At 48.5% G+C, this 17,450-nt stretch carries 18 protein-coding genes, 1 other RNA gene and 1 pseudogene; 18 read left to right on the forward strand and 2 right to left on the reverse strand.

What is annotated here, in order from left to right; all coding sequences use genetic code 11:
* Window positions 1-339, forward strand: a pseudogene (locus B4H10_RS07320) (hydratase); the annotation flags it as partial.
* A gap of 20 nt (window positions 340-359) precedes the next feature.
* On the opposite strand, the gene B4H10_RS07325 reads toward B4H10_RS07320, so the two are convergent.
* Window positions 360-1,199, reverse strand: a complete 840-nt coding sequence (locus B4H10_RS07325) for an AraC family transcriptional regulator (protein ID WP_075581703.1) — start codon at window positions 1,197-1,199, stop codon at window positions 360-362.
* 177 nt (window positions 1,200-1,376) lie between these two features.
* Between B4H10_RS07325 and dapF the strand changes: the two genes are divergently transcribed.
* The 4 genes from dapF (at window position 1,377) to B4H10_RS07345 (ending at window position 5,076) form a co-directional block, all read left to right on the forward strand.
* The gene (gene dapF, locus B4H10_RS07330; protein ID WP_292018548.1) at window positions 1,377-2,216 is read left to right on the forward strand and encodes a diaminopimelate epimerase; all 840 of its coding nucleotides are present in this window, start codon (window positions 1,377-1,379) and stop codon (window positions 2,214-2,216) included.
* A gap of 129 nt (window positions 2,217-2,345) precedes the next feature.
* Entirely contained in the window at window positions 2,346-3,236 is an 891-nt protein-coding gene (locus B4H10_RS07335) for an ROK family protein (protein WP_292018549.1), read from the forward strand.
* Window positions 3,226-4,374, forward strand: coding sequence for a DNA/RNA nuclease SfsA (gene sfsA / locus B4H10_RS07340; RefSeq protein ID WP_292018550.1), 1,149 nt, complete (start codon window positions 3,226-3,228; stop codon window positions 4,372-4,374). The genes B4H10_RS07335 and sfsA overlap by 11 nt, the downstream gene beginning before the upstream one ends.
* 114 nt (window positions 4,375-4,488) lie before the next feature.
* Window positions 4,489-5,076, forward strand: coding sequence for a hypothetical protein (locus tag B4H10_RS07345; protein ID WP_059076207.1), 588 nt, complete (start codon window positions 4,489-4,491; stop codon window positions 5,074-5,076).
* Between the two features lie 58 nt (window positions 5,077-5,134).
* Here B4H10_RS07345 and B4H10_RS07350 read toward each other — a convergent pair whose 3' ends face one another.
* Window positions 5,135-5,725 (reverse strand): phosphoribosyltransferase family protein, encoded by a 591-nt coding sequence (locus B4H10_RS07350; RefSeq protein WP_059076206.1) that lies wholly within the window; start codon window positions 5,723-5,725, stop codon window positions 5,135-5,137.
* Between the two features lie 165 nt (window positions 5,726-5,890).
* Between B4H10_RS07350 and B4H10_RS07355 the strand changes: the two genes are divergently transcribed.
* From B4H10_RS07355 to B4H10_RS07415, 13 genes are all read left to right on the forward strand, one after another.
* Window positions 5,891-6,340 (forward strand): GtrA family protein, encoded by a 450-nt coding sequence (locus B4H10_RS07355; protein WP_059076205.1) that lies wholly within the window; start codon window positions 5,891-5,893, stop codon window positions 6,338-6,340.
* Window positions 6,341-6,355: 15 nt separating this feature from the next.
* Window positions 6,356-7,906 carry a M20/M25/M40 family metallo-hydrolase gene (locus B4H10_RS07360; RefSeq protein ID WP_292018551.1) on the forward strand — a complete coding sequence of 517 codons (1,551 nt, stop codon included), beginning with the start codon at window positions 6,356-6,358 and terminating at the stop codon, window positions 7,904-7,906.
* Window positions 7,907-8,066: 160 nt separating this feature from the next.
* The gene (locus B4H10_RS07365) at window positions 8,067-9,155 is read left to right on the forward strand and encodes an outer membrane beta-barrel protein (RefSeq protein WP_292018552.1); all 1,089 of its coding nucleotides are present in this window, start codon (window positions 8,067-8,069) and stop codon (window positions 9,153-9,155) included.
* A 52-nt stretch (window positions 9,156-9,207) separates the two neighbouring features.
* Window positions 9,208-9,427: signal recognition particle sRNA large type (gene ffs, locus B4H10_RS11590), an RNA gene on the forward strand.
* A gap of 50 nt (window positions 9,428-9,477) precedes the next feature.
* The gene (gene dnaX, locus B4H10_RS07375; protein ID WP_292018553.1) at window positions 9,478-11,421 is read left to right on the forward strand and encodes a DNA polymerase III subunit gamma/tau; all 1,944 of its coding nucleotides are present in this window, start codon (window positions 9,478-9,480) and stop codon (window positions 11,419-11,421) included.
* Window positions 11,422-11,445: 24 nt separating this feature from the next.
* Window positions 11,446-11,766, forward strand: a complete 321-nt coding sequence (locus B4H10_RS07380; RefSeq protein WP_059076201.1) for a YbaB/EbfC family nucleoid-associated protein — start codon at window positions 11,446-11,448, stop codon at window positions 11,764-11,766.
* A complete protein-coding gene (recR, locus tag B4H10_RS07385; RefSeq protein ID WP_075581697.1) occupies window positions 11,766-12,356 on the forward strand; it encodes a recombination mediator RecR in 591 nt (196 codons plus the stop codon). Before B4H10_RS07380 ends, recR begins: the two co-directional genes overlap by 1 nt.
* 7 nt (window positions 12,357-12,363) lie before the next feature.
* Window positions 12,364-12,609 carry a pro-sigmaK processing inhibitor BofA family protein gene (locus B4H10_RS07390; RefSeq protein WP_059076199.1) on the forward strand — a complete coding sequence of 82 codons (246 nt, stop codon included), beginning with the start codon at window positions 12,364-12,366 and terminating at the stop codon, window positions 12,607-12,609.
* Window positions 12,610-12,628: 19 nt separating this feature from the next.
* Window positions 12,629-13,768 carry an efflux RND transporter periplasmic adaptor subunit gene (locus B4H10_RS07395; RefSeq protein ID WP_236699645.1) on the forward strand — a complete coding sequence of 380 codons (1,140 nt, stop codon included), beginning with the start codon at window positions 12,629-12,631 and terminating at the stop codon, window positions 13,766-13,768.
* Between the two features lie 19 nt (window positions 13,769-13,787).
* Complete coding sequence (locus B4H10_RS07400; RefSeq protein ID WP_083237081.1) at window positions 13,788-14,564, forward strand: IclR family transcriptional regulator; 777 nt, start codon at window positions 13,788-13,790, stop codon at window positions 14,562-14,564.
* On the forward strand, window positions 14,565-15,194 hold the full coding sequence (locus B4H10_RS07405; RefSeq protein ID WP_292018554.1) for a DNA-3-methyladenine glycosylase: 630 nt from the start codon (window positions 14,565-14,567) through the stop codon (window positions 15,192-15,194). It begins immediately after the preceding gene.
* Between the two features lie 91 nt (window positions 15,195-15,285).
* The gene (locus tag B4H10_RS07410; protein ID WP_255355335.1) at window positions 15,286-16,149 is read left to right on the forward strand and encodes a DUF2156 domain-containing protein; all 864 of its coding nucleotides are present in this window, start codon (window positions 15,286-15,288) and stop codon (window positions 16,147-16,149) included.
* A gap of 57 nt (window positions 16,150-16,206) precedes the next feature.
* Complete coding sequence (locus tag B4H10_RS07415) at window positions 16,207-17,370, forward strand: GNAT family N-acetyltransferase (RefSeq protein WP_292018555.1); 1,164 nt, start codon at window positions 16,207-16,209, stop codon at window positions 17,368-17,370.
* Window positions 17,371-17,450: the final 80 nt, after the last annotated feature.

The raw sequence follows: 17,450 nt of genomic DNA on the forward strand, positions 1-17,450 counted from the left end.
CCCGGTGACGGTTCTGCCCGTGAACAGGCAGCCAGTTGCCAGCGCGTCCTCGGGGGATTGGCCAATATCTGCCAGGAATATGCGACAAAACGATATCGTTCCAATGTCATGAACTGGGGTATGCTGCCGTTCCAGATGCGGGGAGAACCGGAATTTGAAGTGGGCGATTACATCTTCATTCCTAATGTACGTCAGGCCCTTTCCGGTGATCTGCAGCATATCAGGGCTTACGTCGTCGGATCGTGGAAAGAGATGGATCTCTACATTGCGCCTATGACGGATACGGAAAAAGAAATCGTCAAAGCCGGATGTCTTATCAATTTCAATCGCAACCGCTGACATATCCATAGTATGTGAGATTATTCCGTAAAATCTGAATCGAGAATTTGATTGCCGTGTTTGGGAGCAATGGCATATTGCTTTTTCCAGGCCCGGTAAAACGTGGAATAATGAGTGAAACCGCAGTCGTAACATACGGTCGTGAGAGCCCGCCCCTCTTCGATGAGGTGGCGGGCTTTTTGCAGCCGTTTCGTCGTTATATACTGGCCGATGGAAAGTCCCGTTTCTTCTTTAAACAGATGCATAATGTAATCCGGACTGAGAAAACAGGCCCGGGCAATAGATGGAATGGTCAGTTTTTCTGTCAGATGGGCGGTTATATAATCCATGACTTGTATGATTTTTTCATTTTTTTTGTTCTGATGGACATAGCCTATTTTCTTTTCGTTGACGGCCTGGGTAAGATATATGAGAAATTCCGTAAATATGGCTTCTTTCAGGATATCACCGGCTGTTCCGCTGACCATCCAGGCCTGGCGGAGCCGGCAGGCTGTACTGTATACGCTGCCTGCTTCCTGATGCTGACGCAGAATCGGTGAAGGTGTCTGAAATACAGGAAGGACGGGAAAACCGCGGCGGGCAAAGGTATCAATAAAGGAAGGAGACAAATAGGCGATGATCCGTTCATAGACGGCATCACCGGCGATGACCGGACGGTGAATCTGACCGGCAGGAATGACGACGACATCGAAGGGCTGCAGTACATACGATGTGCCTTCAATATCGTATGTGACATGTCCCTGTAGGAACAGCGTGATTTTATCGAAGTCGTGATAATGGTACGGACAGGTCCAGGCCTTTTTATCGCAGACGTGGAACAACCGAAACTTTTCATGAAGATATCCTGTTTTTTCTGCCATCACTTTCTCCTTTTTTTTAATGAATGTATTTTCTTCGACTAAACAGTATTTGCAATATATATAGCATTATTTACATATACTTGTCACTTTCGGTTATTGTATAATACTGGTTGTGAGATTTCAAGAAAAAGTGAATGTGTCTGTATAGGAATAGATAGAGTTTGGGAGGTATATCCTATGAAATTTGTAAAAATGCACGGCTTAGGCAATGATTTCGTATTTCTGGAAGATAAAAATGGCGCCGATAAAGATTTTTCCGGTCTTGCCAGAAAGATGTGTGCTCCTCATACGGGAATTGGCGCTGATGGCATCATCGTGATCGTTCCCAGCGATATAGCCGATGTACGCATGCGGATTATCAATGCCGATGGCAGTGAAGCGGAAATGTGTGGTAATGGTATCCGCTGCTTTGCCAAATATGTGTATGATCACGGCATTATCCAGAAGAAAGAATTTGCTGTAGAAACACTGGCAGGCATTATGAAACCGAAAGTGACCATAGGAGAAGATGGCAAAGTCAGCCTGGTCACTATCAACATGGGTAAACCATTTACAGATCGTGGCCAGATTCCTATGGAAGGCCCGGCAGGCCCCGTCATTGATGAACCTGTTGAAATCGATGGCAAAACTTATCATATTACCAGCCTTCTCATGGGCGTACCCCATACGATGACCTACGTCAAAGATGTCGATGCCGTCAATCTTCCCGAACTGGGACCTAAATTTGAAACGTACAAAGCTTTTCCCCGTAAGACGAATATGAATTTTGTACAGGTTATTGATGACCATACAATCAAAGTCCATACATGGGAACGCGGCGCTGGCGCTACTCTGGCCTGCGGGACCGGTTCCTGCGCCTGTGCAGTCGGTTCTTTCCTCAATGGCTTTACCGGACGCAGTGTCGATGTCCAGTTATATCTGGGTACGCTTCATATTGAGTACAATGAAGAAGATGGCAACGTATATATGACCGGTCCGGCCGCCGTTACCTTTACCGGTGAATGGCTTGAAGATTAAAAGAGTATAAGAGAAATGAAAGGGCTGTCTTAGGGATAGCTCTTTTTTCGTGTCTCCGGGGCAGGAAATATGCTATACTAGAAAAGAATGCCAGTCAGATTTTACCGATATGGGAAAGGATGTGTGCCTATGAAATATATATGTGCCGATATCCGCACGGATGTGGTTGTTTATAGTCTGGCCGATGAAACGGGACAGCTATCGGAATCCAAAGAAATACCAGTAACGGAGGGAGATTGGAAATCGGTAGTACAGGCACTTCATGCTATTGTCCGTTCCTATGACGGGGAAGAAATACTGGGCGGTCTGGCTTTATCCGTTCCCTGTCTGGTCGAACCGGGAGAGGGAATTATTCTTTTGGGGGAAGGAAAAGACATAGAACAGGATTATCCACTGGCAGAGTCCGTGTCGGCAACCTGTGGACTCCCGTGCAGCGTGGAAAATACAGTCAAGTGCACGGCCCTGGGGGAATACTGGCTCGGTGCCGGACAGCGGTCTCATCTGCTGTTCTGCCTGAATATGGGAAATCGCATCAGCGGTGCCGTTGTCATCGATGGATGTGTGCTCCACGGTGCCTCGTTCAGTGCTGGAGAAATAGGCTATATGAAAATCGGTTCATCCGCAACTTTTGGTGAGGCTGCTTCTATACAGGCACTGCTTCAGAACGTTGCTGCAGCCCGTCAGGTTCCGGCAGCATCGCTGGATGAAAAAAAGCTGTTCCGTCAGGCAAAAAGCGGTGATGTCGTGGCAGTCATGGCAATCCGTCGTCTCATCGATCATATGGCTGCCGGAATTGCCAATATCTGTTATCTTTATAATCCTGATATGGTCATCATCGGAGGCAGTCTGGCTGCTCAGATGCGGTATATCCGCCCTCTTTTGATGGAAGAACTCAAAAAACGTCTCCGGCCAATAGTATATGAACATACGCGCGTCACCTTTGCCCATTTGGGAGAAAAGGCAGCTCTGAGTGGCGCTTTATACTGGTTATTACAGAAAGTACGTCATCATGATATATAACGAACCTGTAGAAATTGGATATTTTATCAGCCGTCCCAACCGGTTTATCGCTTTTGTGTCTATTCACGGCAAAGAAGAACGCTGCCACATGCCTAATCCGGGACGAATGTGGGAATTGTTGTACCCGGGTACAAAGCTCTATGTCCGGCACAGTGCCAAACCGGAACGGCGGACGGCCTGGGATGTAGTGGGCGTAGAACGAGACGGTGTGCCCATTCTCCTCGACACACAGTACAATAATGATACGGCAGCCCGCCTGATTACCGAAAAAAAGGTTCCAGGATGGGAAGACTGGAACCTTTTGCGCCGGGAAGTAACGGTCGGGGACAGCCGGTTTGACCTGCTCCTGGGCCGGGGGAAAGAATTATTTTATGTAGAAGTTAAATCGTGTACTCTGTTCAGCCGCACGGGAGCCATGTTTCCCGACGCTGTCACGGCGCGGGGGCGCAAGCATATTTTGGAACTGGCATCCATGCACCGTCAGGGTATTCATACAGGACTTTTGTTTCTCGTACACTGGGACCGGGCCCGATGGTTCCTGCCGGATTATCATACGGACCCAGATTTTGCTTCGGCATTCATGGAAGCAGCACCGGAACTGGACTGGAAGGCACTGGCCCTTTCCTGGACTCCGTCCTTTACGGAACCGGTGCCTGTGCGCCTTCTTTCGTATCCTGAAGCGGTCCTTGTAAGAGAAAATCATGATAGTGGTGACTATCTCTTTGTCATGCATCTGGAAGAGACGATGGATATAGTCATTGGAGCCAGGGGGAATCTGCACTTTCCTGCCGGATATTATGTCTATACAGGATCGGCCCGGAAACATCTCACAGCCCGGCTGGCCCGTCATACAAGGCGCCGTAAGAATATGCACTGGCACATCGATTACCTGCGCCAGTATGCTGATACGGTTGCAGCTATTCCCATCCGTACATCTCAGGATCTGGAGCATGATCTGGCTCATGCTGTCGATGGCATTGCCGGATGGCGGATAGATGGTTTTGGATGTACCGATTGTGATTGTGCCAGTCACTTATTCGGTTTTTCAGATAATCCCATCCACCTGCCTTACTTTATCCGGATTGTCGAAGATTTCCGCATGAATCGTCTCGATTCGGATGTAGATGCCTGTATCTAAATTAGAATTATGTTCTAAAAGTATAGAAGCCGTGGCAAAAAAATGCTGGCCACGGCTTTTTTCTATGATATAATAAATACTAGTCTGATGTAAACACAAGGGGGTATATATAATATGGAAAGATCGGATGCAATTGCATTACTTCGTAAATATAACGGGGAACCGTTCCATATCATGCACGGCCTGACCGTTGAAGGCGTTATGCGCTGGTATGCCCAGGAACTGGGATATGGTGATGATGTTGATTTCTGGGGTCTCGTAGGCCTTCTTCATGATATTGATTTTGAAAAATATCCGGAACAGCATTGCAAGAAAGCACCGGAACTCCTGGCTGAAATCCATGCCGATGACAAGCTCATCCACGGCGTCGTCAGTCATGGATACGGCCTGACGGTCGATGTCAAACCGGAACATATGATGGAAAAGGTACTCTATGCTGCGGACGAACTGACAGGCCTTATCTGGGCAGCTGCCAAGATGCGCCCATCGAAAAGCACCAAAGATATGGAAGTCAAGAGCCTGAAAAAGAAATTCAAGGACAAACGGTTTGCCGCCGGTTGCTCCCGGGACGTCATCAAAAACGGTGCAGAAATGCTGGGCTGGGATTTGAATGACCTTTTTGAAAAGACGATTCTGGCTATGCGTTCCTGTGAAGATTCGGCACGGAAAGAATGCCTGGAACTGACAGGAGTAGAAGAATAACTATCGTTTATGAATAGGGAGGAGATTGTCTGATGCCACGGCATCGGCAGTCTCTTTTTTATTCACTGTAATCCGGTACAGGCAGTGTCTTCAGGAAGTAGTATGAAGGCAGGGTTGCCAGTTGTTTGTCTTTTTCACAATCTTCATCAAAAATAGCAAAGAAAGAGGCCCGCACGTTTACGTTTTCCAACACGTTATGGATGGCAATAAAGGTTTTTCCCGTACTCGATACGTCGTCGAGAACCAGGACTTGTTTCCCCGCCATCATCCGGGCTTTATCTTCTGTCAGATAGAGGTGTTCCGGCCTGTTATGCGTACGAGACTGGTAGGTTCCGCTCCAGAAGGGACGCTGCTCTTCATCGGCAGACAAGGATTTACGGAGCATGATGACTTGGCAGCCGTTCATGAAAGCCAGCTGTGTTGCCAGGGTAATGCAGCGGCATTCCGGTGTCACGATGATATCAATATGATTGCTGATATTGTGATTCATGTAACGGTTAGCTTCCACTGCCGCATCGTACATTAAATATGGATTATGTATAAAATCGACTTTTACCAGGCTGATGCCGCCGGCTCCCGGGCAGACGGGCAGCGTATATGCGTGATGATTAAATTCTACTTGATATGTTGATTCTGATGCATAGACCATATTTTATCACCTCCTGGAGAATTCTATATTCAGTATACATTTTTTTTAATAATTATGCCATAGAAATGATAAATTTGTGGCATTTATTTTCTATATGTCCTATAATAAAAATATGCTATGACAATTGCTGGCATAGATGTAATATACTGCTGCGGAAAGGACCGTATGAAACAAAAAAAAATTTTTGGATTTGATTATACAAACAACGAATACATGAAATTGTTCATGTATCTTCTTGTCGGCGGCAGTGCAGCTCTCTTGGAATGGGGCCTTTTTTATTTGATTTTTCAGGTACTGACAGGAGCATCCATGTTTCCTCTGCAGACGCAGAATGTATTGGTGGCGACGACACTGGCTTTTGCCTTTTCGACATTGTACCATTATATTCTCTGTAACGTCTTCGTGTTCGATAGTGGCAGCCGTTATCAGCGCGGTGCAGAAATTTCTCTCGTATTCCTCGTCAGTGTCATCGGGTTGGGATGGAATCTGCTCCTCATGTGGATTTTTACATCGCCATCTATTTTGGGACTGCCGCCGCTCCCGGCAAAGATCATGGCCAGTGCTATTGTAACCGTATGGAATTATTTGTCACGAAAAAAATGGATTTTCAAATAAAAAGGGGATGGGGTTATGGAAAAAAATCAGCGTGTACTGGATATCCTGAAAGAAATGATTGCCATTGACAGCGAAACGAATACGGAAAAAGAAGTCGATATGGAAAAGTATCTGCAGAAAAAACTGTCTTCCATGGGGGAAATCGTAAGAGTCAGCCTCATGCGCGTTCCCAACGATCCGGCCGGCCGGTCTGTCGTCTGCGGGTTTATACCGGGGCGGAAAAAGGATACGGTCATTTTCCTCAATCATCATGATGTCGTCGGTACGGAAGCGTATGGCATTTTGCGGGATGACGCTTTTTCTCCGGAAAAACTTCTGCAGGAACTGATACAGTTCGAAAAAGACGAATCCGTCCTTTCCGATTTAAAGAGCGGAGAATGGATGGTCGGACGCGGTTCCTGCGATATGAAAGGCGGAGCGGCTGCCCAGCTGGCTGTTTTCGAAGAATATGCTGCCCAGGGTGGTGGTGAAGCCGGCCTGCTTTTTGTCTCCCTGCCTGATGAAGAATCATATTCGACGGGAATGCGGACAGCCGTTCCGGTATTGAAAGATCTGCGTGATACGTATGGGCTCATTTACCGCGTTCTCATCAATAGTGAACCTAACGAAAAGAAAAATGGGAAAATAGTGGCATTTACCGGGTCGGTAGGAAAGCTCCTGCCTGTCGTCATCGTACAGGGAAAATCGGTCCACGTCGGCAATTATCAGCAGGGAATCAATCCACTGGGGGTATTGTCCCGGATCGTGGCGGAAACGGAAGGTGATGCGTCTCTGGCTGATACTTGTGGTGACGAAATGACGCCGCCGCCAGCCTGGATTTTCCAGCGGGACCGCAAGGATAAATACGATGTATCCCTGCCACAGCGTGCTGCAGGCTGTGCTAATTTCATGACTTATACGAAGACGCCGGAAGATGTCATGTATCTGTTGCGAAATGTGGCGCAAAAAGCCGTTTCCGATGCTTTGAGCCATGTCAGTCCCGCCCTTTCAATGGAAGTCATGACCAGTGCCGAACTACTGAAACAGGCAGAAGATTACCCGGGATTCGATGTATTCTATGAAAATGCTAAAAATAACAGCTTTATCCGATTACAAAAAGGTGAAACGTCTTATGCCCAGGAAACGATATGCCTTCTGGAAGCGGTCCTCGATTTTACCGGCATGAATCAGCCTATGGTTGTCATTGCCTTTGCACCGCCTTATTACCCTGCGGCAGACAGCCTGATTCTTCATGACACGCGGTATGACGGGCTTCGGCAGATTATCGGCGAGATGACCGATGTTCGCTATGATCATTATTTTAATGGTGTCTCCGACTGCAGCTACTGCTGTGTCAATCCGGACATGGATGAATCCCTGCTGGAACATAATCTGCCGCTGTGGGGAAAATCCTATGGGTTTGATTTTGGCGCCATGGAAGAAATGCAGATTCCCTTCCTTCTTCTCGGCCCCTGGGGCAAAGACCTGCATGAACGGACCGAACGGGTCAATATAGACAGTGTATCCTCCCGGCTTCCCAATATATTGCGCAAAATTATAAGCTATGTAGGAGAAACGGCAGAATAGAGCAAACTGTAATTCTTTTTTATCATACTTTCCAGAAAATTGTAACAAAACTGTAACAATCAAGTGGTAGTATAAAGACGTAACAAAGGTCCGTAATGATTTTTTATTAGAAATTGTTATGAATCAATGATGCATTTATTTATGAAAGCGTGGGATACTTATGATGAAAAAGAAAGTATTGACACTCGTTGCTGCTGCAGCGTGCGTATCTTCGTTTGCGTTTGCAACTCCGCAGACACAGTTTGAACAGGGCCAGTGGCAGATTGACCTCGGCGCCTGGAATCCGAAGGCTGAAGTAGATTCTTCCAACTGGTATGGTGGTAGTGGAGATGTAAGCTCTGATTCCAAATGGAATTTCCAGGGCGGTCTTTCCTATGCCTTCACGGACAAACTGGCCTTGCAGTATAACTACTACGGCCTGAAGACCGATTATAAGGGTGAACGTGCTACTGACGGTGACGAACACGAAGTCAACCTCGTCTACGGCCTCAATAAAAACTTTGCCGTATTCGCCGGCTGGAACCGTATCAATAACGACCTCGGTTTCTGGAGCGATACCAATAACGTAGCTCAGATCGGCCTTATCGCCAAAGCACCGCTTGCCAAGAATTTCGACATCTATGCCAAAGGCGCTCTCGGAACGAAGAGCACATCCATGTGGGAAGCCGGCCTCGGCTACAGCATTACGCCGGACCTCGACATCAACGCCGGGTACCGTTACCTCAACACGAAACTGGCTGACAAAGGCGAAATCGATCTGAAAGATGATGCCAATATTTCTTATAAAGGCTTCATCGCCGGCTTGTCCTACCGCTTCGGCGGCGGCCATAAAGCAGCTCCTGTAGAAGAAGCACCGGCTCCTGTCTATGAAGCTCCGGCACCGGCTCCTGTAGAAGCTCCGCATGTATACAATGATTACTATCTCGACAGCATCCACTTCGGTTTCGATGAAGATCAGCCGCTGGCTTCTGAACAGGGCAAACTGGACAACTTCGTATCCGTTGCCAAGGCCAACCCGACAGAACAATTTAAACTGACGGGGAATACAGACTCCAAGGGCAGCGATGCATACAACACGGATCTTTCCAAACGCCGTGTAGATAATGTAGCTCAGTATGCTGTCAATAATGGCGTACCGGCTTCTCAGATGATCCTGGATTACAAATCCTTCCATGATCCTGTATCCAGCAACGACACGGATCAGGGCCGTGCTGACAACCGCCGCGTTGATATCTGGGAACACAAATAAAAATACGATGTACTCAAAAGGCCTGCCTATTGACAGGCCTTTTTTATGCTGATTTTACAATGTAAAAATGCTTGCTATTTTTCCATTTATACGATATAATTACATAGCTAACAGAATAAAAGTACTGGTGCGTGGCAATCCGTCGGGACTTGTGCAATGGAAACCTATGAACCTCGTCAGGTCCGAGAGGAAGCAGCGATAAGTAGTCATTTCCATGTGCCATGAGGCAACCTGACGGGTTGTCATACACGAGTACTTTTCAGTTGGTCAAAGCAGCTATGCCGTTAGCTGCTTTTTTTTACATCTTTCCGAAAGGACTATCATGGCATATATTGCGCTATATCGTAAATGGCGTCCCAAAACCTTTGAAGACGTAGTGGGTCAGCGCCAGATTACGGAAACTCTGCAAAAAGCAATAGATACGGATAAAGTAGCTCATGCCTACCTGTTTTCCGGTCCCCGTGGCACAGGTAAGACCAGTACGGCTAAAATCTTTGCCCGGGCCATGAATTGTGTCCATGGGCCGACGTCCCACCCATGCAATACGTGCGATGTATGCCGCCATATCCTTGCCGGGGAATCCCTCGATGTCATAGAAATCGACGCGGCATCCAATCGCAGTATTGAAGATATACGGAATTTGCGGGAAACGATTAAATTTATGCCGGCTGAAGGACGCAAAAAGATTTACATTATTGATGAAGTGCACATGCTGACGACAGAAGCCTTCAATGCGCTTCTAAAGACACTGGAAGAACCGCCGGCCCATGTGATTTTTATCCTGGCCACGACAGAACCGGAAAAAATTCCGATGACCATCCTGTCCCGCTGTCAGCGTTATGAATTTCGCCGCATTACCAGTCAGGATATAGCAGAACGGATTCTTTATATAGCCGATAAAGAGCATATTGATATTAGCAAGGGAGCTGCCCATATCCTTTCCGTGCAGGCAGACGGTGGCATGCGCGATGCTCTGAGTCTTCTGGACCAGTGTGTCAGTAATGCTGATGGGACTATCGATGAAACCCTGGTCCGGAATCTTCTGGGGCTGGTTGGCCGGGACTGGTTGTTTTCCCTGGCCGATGCCGTATTTTCCCATAAGGGAGATGTCATCATCAGTGCCGTCGATGATATTGTCCGCATGGGAAAAGAACCCCGGGTCATACTGACTGAATTATTGGAACATCTGCGGGCGCTCATGTTGTATCAGGCAGCGCCTGAATCAGATACACTTTCGGCATATGCCGATTCGATGAAAGAACTGGCAGAACAGGCAGGACGCGTCGAACCGGGACAGGTTTTCCGCATTCTCGGAGTGCTTCAGGAAGCACTTATGACGGCAAAAAATTCGCCGGCACCGCGTGTTGCCGTGGAAATGGGGCTGCTCATGGCCAGCCAGGGAGGAAGTACCAGTACTCATGCCGTATCGGACACCTCGGCAGGTGCGGCGCAGATCCAGGCACTGACCGACCGGGTGACGCGGCTGGAACAAGCCTTATGCCAGATCAGGGTGCCAGCGGGAAGTACTAAAAAAGAAAGAGAAGAAATTCCCCTGCCAGACGATGAATTTTCTCATTCCGGGGATTTGCCAGACGAACCGTATGACGATGCCGGATTTTTCAGGACGCCTCCTGCAGGCGTATCATCTGTTCCGCCTATACAGGACAAGGAACCGCCACCGGCGTCCGTACAGCCCGTATCCAGAGATATTCCGGCAGCACAGGCTTCTTCTGCCAGTGCATCGCCATCGCCTGTTCCCATACCAGAAACGGCTTCGTCCCATTCGCTGCCGGTGCCGGAAAATTATGATGCCGTCTGGAAACAGGTTTGTCAGATACTGGAAAAAAAGAAAAAAATGCAGGTTGTATCGTGTATACGCCTGGGCAGGGTCCTATATATTGGAGAAACAGAAGTCATCCTGGTATTAAAATCGGCCTTTATGGTAAAGCGGGCCAACCGGGAAGATTATTATAAATACGTTGATGAAGCTCTGGCCGGTATTTTGGGCAAGGGATATCACATGAGAGCCTATCAGGAAGGAGATCCAGAACTGGCAGGCTACGAAAAAAAAAACAGTGAAATCACGGTGACCCGATCTCCTACTTCTCCGGAAAAAACAGAATCCGATACAGTATCTGCATCGGAAGAAGATGCGGTCATGACATCTGTGGCTCCCGGGGATATCCCTGCGGCAGCGCGTCAGGTACTGGACCCACTGCTCGAGAAGCTGGGAGACTGTCATATATATGTAGAAACTAAAAAATAATCAGAAAATCAGGAGGATATGAATATGTTTGGTGGAAATATGCAAGGCATGATGAAGAAAGTACAGAAGATGCAGAAAGACATGAAAAAACTGCAGGAAGAACTGAAACAACGTACTGTGGAAGTGACGGTTGGCGGCGGTGCCCTGACCATTGTCATGAACGGGGAAAAGAATGTGGAAAGTGTCAAAATCAATGATAAAAATGTTATTGATCCGGAAGACACGGAAATGCTGGAAGATCTCATTGTCGCCGGCGTCAATGAAGCCAGTAAAAAAGTCGATGATCTTATGGCTCAGGAAATGAGCAAAATAACAGGTGGCATGAAGCTGCCGGGCATGTTCTGATGGATACGCCTCTGGACCGGCTGACAGAACAATTCCGCCGTCTGCCCGGTATCGGCATCAAGACAGCGCGCAAGCTGGCTTATTATATGGTACAGCAGCCGGAAGAAAGCGTGAATGCCTTTATCGGAGCTATCCGTGATGCCAAATCGCAGATGCATTTTTGTTCAGTCTGCTTCAATTTATCGAGCACCGATCCCTGCCCTATCTGCAGTGATCCCCGGCGCGATCACTCCATTATCTGCGTCGTCGAAACGCCGCAGGATGTGCTGGCTATCGAACGCAGCGGTGATTATCACGGCCTTTACCATGTCCTGCACGGTGCACTGTCGCCCCTCGACGGGGTAGGTGTCGATGATTTGCGGATCAAAGAACTACTGCAGCGCCTGCAGGATACAGAAGTCAAGGAAGTCATCCTGGCAACGGATCCGGACGTAGAAGGGGAAGCGACGGCCCTGTATCTGGCACGCCTGCTGAAGACGGCAGGCATCCGGGTTACCCGTATTGCCCGGGGCCTTCCCATGGGCGGAGATATTGAATATGCTGATGAGGCTACTCTGGCCGGTGCCGTAGCTAATCGGCAGGAAATGTGAGGACTTTATGGATTTCTACGGCATTGGCATCGGTATTGTCATTCTCGTGCTGGTGCATAAACTGATTCTGGCACCGCTTCGCCATCTTCTGGGAAACGTCGTTATCGGATTGCTGCTCTTATATGGGGTCAACCATTTCGGCTATCTCCTGGGCCTGGCTCATGTGCCTATTACTCTCATAACGGGAATTCTGGTCGGTATTTTCGGCCTGCCCGCCGTAGCTGTTCTTACGTTGTTCTATACGTTTTTCTGAAATTCCGAAAGAAGGAAATATGGTGCGAATCAAAAAATGGGCAGCAGCAGCCCTTGCTGCCGTCTTCGCTGCCGCAATCCTTTCTGGTTGTGGCAACAGCGTGACTACGAAAACGGAAAGTGTAACGAAATCGGACCATCCTGTGGCCCTGACACTCGATGCAAATATTACGGCCCTGCACATGACCAATGTAGTGCCTAAGCTTTCGGGCAAACTCGTCTCGACGCCCCTTACGGTAGGACAGGAGGTCAAAGCCGGCGAAGTAGTCGTACAGGTCGATTCGGCCCCATACCAACAGAGCGTCAGTGATGCCGAAGCACAGCTGGTAGCAGCGTCTTCTGCTGCCGCAGCGACTCCGGTATATCAGGCTCCGGCTGCCAGCAGTGGAGGTGACAGTGGCCAGCGGGCAAAGCTCGATGTCTGGTATAATGAAGGAGCTATTTCCAAAGTCGAATACAACCAGATGATGGCCCGTACGGCTCCTCCGGTTCAGTCTGCTCCTGTTCAGGAAGCCGCGCCGGCTGTCGATTCGGGGCGCATTGCCCAGCTGCAGCAGGCTGTCCAATCGGCCAGGGAAATGCTGAGCAACGCTACGATTTATTCGCCTATTGACGGGCGTGTCACCTCTGTAGCCGATAATCCGTCTGTTGCCGTTGCCGGCAATGTCCTGGCCACGATTCAGCAGATGACGCCGTTGGTAGCGACGTTTGCCGTACCGGAAGATTATATAGAGGCACTGCAGACTGCCAAGAGTAATGGCACGATCAAGGTATCTATCATTGCTCCGTCTGGCGAGTCGGAAACAGGTGAGCTGACCTATCTTTCTGAAGTGAAGGATCCGGCAACGGGCTCCTATATGGCCAAGATTACATTTAATAACGACAAGAATCTGTTCGTGCCCGGCGAATTTTATCATGTCCGCCTTTCGACACCACAGGAAGTATCCCAGATTACTGTACCCAAAACAGCTGTCAAGACGAAAGACAGTGGAGATTTTGTCTATATCGTTAATGACAAGGGGCTGGCCGATGCCAGGTCTGTCCTGACGGGGGATGAAGAAGCCGGACGGGTAGTCATCCTGAACGGCCTTAGTGAAGGAGAAAAGGTAGTCATTGATCCGCCCGATTCACTGGAAATCGGTATGAAAGTCAATACGTAGGAAGAAAGCAGGCGATTCCATGAATATAGAAGACACAGGTAAAAGAGGGCGGCAAAATAGTCTGCTCAAATCATTGGAAAAAAGTCTCGATGTCCTCGATATTTTTGTCGAATGCAATACCGGTCTGACTTTGAAAGAAATAGCGGCCCGGACTGACCTCAATACTTCGACGGCTTTCCGCATCGTCAATACACTGGAACGTCGTCAGTATCTGACGCGCAACGAAGCATCCAAACAGTACCGGCTGGGTCCGAAAGCACTGGCTCTGGGATATTCCTCCCATTGGACAGAAAACGTCGTGACCCTGGCTAAACCGTATCTGCGGCGGCTGCAGCAGATTTTCAATGAAACGGCCAGTATTTATGTGGCCGAAGGAGACAGTCGTATCTGCCTGGATCATGTAGAAAGCACCCATTCGTTGCGCCGCGTTATTCCCATGGGCGAATCGCTGCCTATCTATAAAGGTGCTGCCGGCAAAGTGCTTCTGGCCTGGGCTAGCAAGGCCGAACGGAACCGGGTCATCGTCCAATATGGCAATTTGTCGGAAAGTGAGTTTGCCTCTATCCGGCACAATGGTTATGCCATTACCCAGGATGAAAGCGAACACGGTCTGTTTGCTCTTTCCGTTCCGATTTTCAATTTTGAGGAACAAGTCATCGCTTCACTGACCATAGCCGGTCCGAGCATGCGGTTTTATGATTCTATCCGGCAGAAGATGCTCTTTACCATGAGCCAGTATGCCTATGAAATATCCTATTCACTGGGTTATCGCAAAGACAAAGATAAGGATAGATAAATGAATAGCGGAATGATAGGATCGAAGTGGCCGGAAAAATGGTATGAAGAAGATGTCTGTCAGGTTGCCCGGCATCTTCTGGGGGCTGTTCTGGTACACGTTACAGAGAATACAGTCTATGCCGGCCGTATCGTCGAGACCGAGGCTTATGGAGGAACATATCATGGCTGGCCTGATGATGCGGCCCACAGTTACCACGGCAGGACGGCCCGGACAGAGCCGATGTTCCAATCCGGAGGCTGCAGCTATGTCTATCAGATTTATGGCATGTATTACTGTATGAATGTTGTGACCGGTCGTGCCGGCAGTGGGGAAGCCGTCCTCATCCGGGCTGTAGAACCTCTTTCCGGTCTGGATGATATGTTCCGCAACCGTAACATGGATAACCGTACCCGGGGTCCGTATCATCTGACCAACGGACCGGGAAAACTCTGTCAGGCCATGGAAATCACAAAATCACAGAACAAGCTGGATCTCTGTGGCGATGAATTGTACATTGCTGAGCCGGTTATGCGCCAACCACTGCAGATAGCATGTTCTGCGCGCATTCATGTAGACTATGCCGAAAAAGGGAAGACTTTTCCCTGGCGTTATTATATTGAAAATAGTAAATTCGTATCCCGGCCATGAATCGATGGTACTTGAGGATCGGCGTTCATATACTTAGGGGGAGATTATTATTATTGAATTTAGAGAAATCCGTCTGGAAGATAAACCGATTATAGATGATTATTTTCAGCAGAAGCGGTATGAACAGGCTGATGCAACATTCATGACGCTGTTTGCCTGGCAGAAGCCCTATGAAATCCAGTGGGCTGAAGAAGACGATGTCATGTATATCCGTTCCGGCCGTGGCAAAAAGCAGTTCTGGATTCCGCCATTTGCCAAAAAAGACGGCAGCTTTTTAAAGGGCGTACAACGGATGCACGAATGGTTTGATGAACATGGCTATCCGTTCCTCATGAAAGGGGTAACGCCGGCAGCTGCCGAACGGATCCGGACACTCTGTGAAGACTGTTATGAATTTACGCCGGACCGGGATAACTACGAATACGTGTATCTCACACAGGACCTCATCAACTTATCAGGAAAGAAATTCCGTCAGAAAAAGAATAACCTCAATCATTTCCGCAATCAGTACATCGGAAACTGGGAATACGTGCCTATTACAGAAGAAATTTTTGATGAATGTATGGAAGCGGAAAAGACATGGTATGACCAGCATGAAGAACAGGATGACGATGAAGAACTTCTGGGTGAACGCCACGCCATCGAAGAAGTATTCAATAACTGGGAAATCCTTCAGCCGACGGGCGGCGCCATCCGCATGTATAATAAGATCGTCGCTTTTTCCATTGGTGAAATGCTCAATGATGATACGGCAATCATCCATTTTGAAAAGAGCGATCCCAATATCCGTGGCCTGTATCAGGTCATTAATCATGAATTTGTCGTTCATGCCTGGCCTCACACGACTTATATCAACCGGGAAGAAGATATGGGTATACCCGGTCTGCGTCATTCCAAGGAATCATACAACCCGCACCATTATGTAGAAAAATTTGATGTGACATTGAAAAAATAAAAACGGAGGCTGTCCCTGCATGACAGCCTCTTTCTTATAGAGAAAGGGGAGGTTTCTATGAATTTCCGTTTAGCTGGCGAACAGGACAGAGGGCTGGTGGAAAGTCTATGGGATTACTGTTTTGAACATCGGGAAGATCCGTTTTTCCAGTGGTATTTTAAAAATTTCTATAAACCGGAACAGGTTCTCATGGGGTTTCAGGGTGATCAGATGGCCTGTCTGACCCATCTCAATCCCTATACACTGAATCTCCGGGGCAGACAAGTGCAGACATCCTATATTGTCGGATTGGCAACGCATCCGGCAGCCCGGCGCGGCGGTGTCGGTGGCAAACTGCTCACGGCAGCCCTGGAAGAAATGAAACGGCGCGGTCATTATGTCAATATCCTCATGCCCAGCAAGGCCGGTTTCTATCAGCCCTACGGTTATGAATTATACTGTCATCAGTGGAAAGAAACGCTTCCTCTCGATGCTCTGCGCCCTCTTACGGACCGGACGCTCCACTATGGATTTATTACCAGCCCGGATGAATGGACTTATCTGGCGCCGGTATACGATGCCTATACGCGCAATCTTTCCGGTTATGCCGTCCGGGATGAACAGAGCTGGCGCAGCCATATCAGCGCCCAGCTGGCGGAAGGCAATATCGCCGTCTGCCTCGATGGAGACCGGGCGGTCGGATATCTCTTTTATCAGCTCGGTGAACCGACTATCGTAAGCGGGGAATTCGTGTATGCTACAGCCAGGGGCAAGAAGGGACTTCTGAATTATATCTATAACCACCGCTCACAGGGCGATACATTCCAGTGGAATGAAGGAATCCACGACCAATCATACCGTTTCTATCCCGATGGCAAACAGGGCCATGAAACGATGCCCTTCATGACCGGCCGTATTGTCGATGTCAAAGGAGCGCTGGAAGAACTGCCATACCGGGCGGAAGGAAGTCTGACATTCCGGACAGATGACCCTCTGGCCGATTGGAATACAGGGACATGGCGTCTGACTGTGCAGGATGGCACAGCCAGCGTAGAAAAACGGCCTGATGGAGAAATGACCGATGCTGTCATGCCTATTGGTACCCTGGCTCTCCTCGTATTTGGGGCGATGGACGTCGATGATCTCGTTTTCAACGAAAAAATACAGGGAACAGATCGGGCACTGGAAACATTGCAGGCCTTGTTCCCAAAAGAAAAATGCTATATCAATGAATGGTATTGATTACAGTCTTGTTCTCCTGCAGGACAGTGGTGATGAGCAGATATGCAGGAATAGTAATTGACTTTTATAAATCGGATGGG

The sequence above is a fragment of the Megasphaera sp. UBA4382 genome (genome assembly GCF_002391155.1).
Lineage (GTDB): Bacteria > Bacillota > Negativicutes > Veillonellales > Megasphaeraceae > Megasphaera > Megasphaera hexanoica.

What these genes read in the sequence shown, in the direction of transcription:
- dnaX (WP_292018553.1), top strand. Translation starts at nt 9,478, where the DNA reads ATGGCATATATTGCGCTATATCGTAAATGGCGTCCCAAAACCTTTGAA.
- B4H10_RS07345 (WP_059076207.1), top strand. Translation starts at nt 4,489, where the DNA reads ATGGAAAGATCGGATGCAATTGCATTACTTCGTAAATATAACGGGGAA.
- B4H10_RS07325 (WP_075581703.1), bottom strand. Translation starts at nt 1,199, where the DNA reads ATGGCAGAAAAAACAGGATATCTTCATGAAAAGTTTCGGTTGTTCCAC.
- B4H10_RS07400 (WP_083237081.1), top strand. Translation starts at nt 13,788, where the DNA reads ATGAATATAGAAGACACAGGTAAAAGAGGGCGGCAAAATAGTCTGCTC.
- B4H10_RS07355 (WP_059076205.1), top strand. Translation starts at nt 5,891, where the DNA reads ATGAAACAAAAAAAAATTTTTGGATTTGATTATACAAACAACGAATAC.
- dapF (WP_292018548.1), top strand. Translation starts at nt 1,377, where the DNA reads ATGAAATTTGTAAAAATGCACGGCTTAGGCAATGATTTCGTATTTCTG.
- B4H10_RS07365 (WP_292018552.1), top strand. Translation starts at nt 8,067, where the DNA reads ATGATGAAAAAGAAAGTATTGACACTCGTTGCTGCTGCAGCGTGCGTA.
- B4H10_RS07415 (WP_292018555.1), top strand. Translation starts at nt 16,207, where the DNA reads ATGAATTTCCGTTTAGCTGGCGAACAGGACAGAGGGCTGGTGGAAAGT.
- B4H10_RS07405 (WP_292018554.1), top strand. Translation starts at nt 14,565, where the DNA reads ATGAATAGCGGAATGATAGGATCGAAGTGGCCGGAAAAATGGTATGAA.
- B4H10_RS07335 (WP_292018549.1), top strand. Translation starts at nt 2,346, where the DNA reads ATGAAATATATATGTGCCGATATCCGCACGGATGTGGTTGTTTATAGT.
- sfsA (WP_292018550.1), top strand. Translation starts at nt 3,226, where the DNA reads ATGATATATAACGAACCTGTAGAAATTGGATATTTTATCAGCCGTCCC.
- B4H10_RS07395 (WP_236699645.1), top strand. Translation starts at nt 12,629, where the DNA reads ATGGTGCGAATCAAAAAATGGGCAGCAGCAGCCCTTGCTGCCGTCTTC.
- B4H10_RS07390 (WP_059076199.1), top strand. Translation starts at nt 12,364, where the DNA reads ATGGATTTCTACGGCATTGGCATCGGTATTGTCATTCTCGTGCTGGTG.
- B4H10_RS07360 (WP_292018551.1), top strand. Translation starts at nt 6,356, where the DNA reads ATGGAAAAAAATCAGCGTGTACTGGATATCCTGAAAGAAATGATTGCC.
- recR (WP_075581697.1), top strand. Translation starts at nt 11,766, where the DNA reads ATGGATACGCCTCTGGACCGGCTGACAGAACAATTCCGCCGTCTGCCC.
- B4H10_RS07380 (WP_059076201.1), top strand. Translation starts at nt 11,446, where the DNA reads ATGTTTGGTGGAAATATGCAAGGCATGATGAAGAAAGTACAGAAGATG.
- B4H10_RS07350 (WP_059076206.1), bottom strand. Translation starts at nt 5,725, where the DNA reads ATGGTCTATGCATCAGAATCAACATATCAAGTAGAATTTAATCATCAC.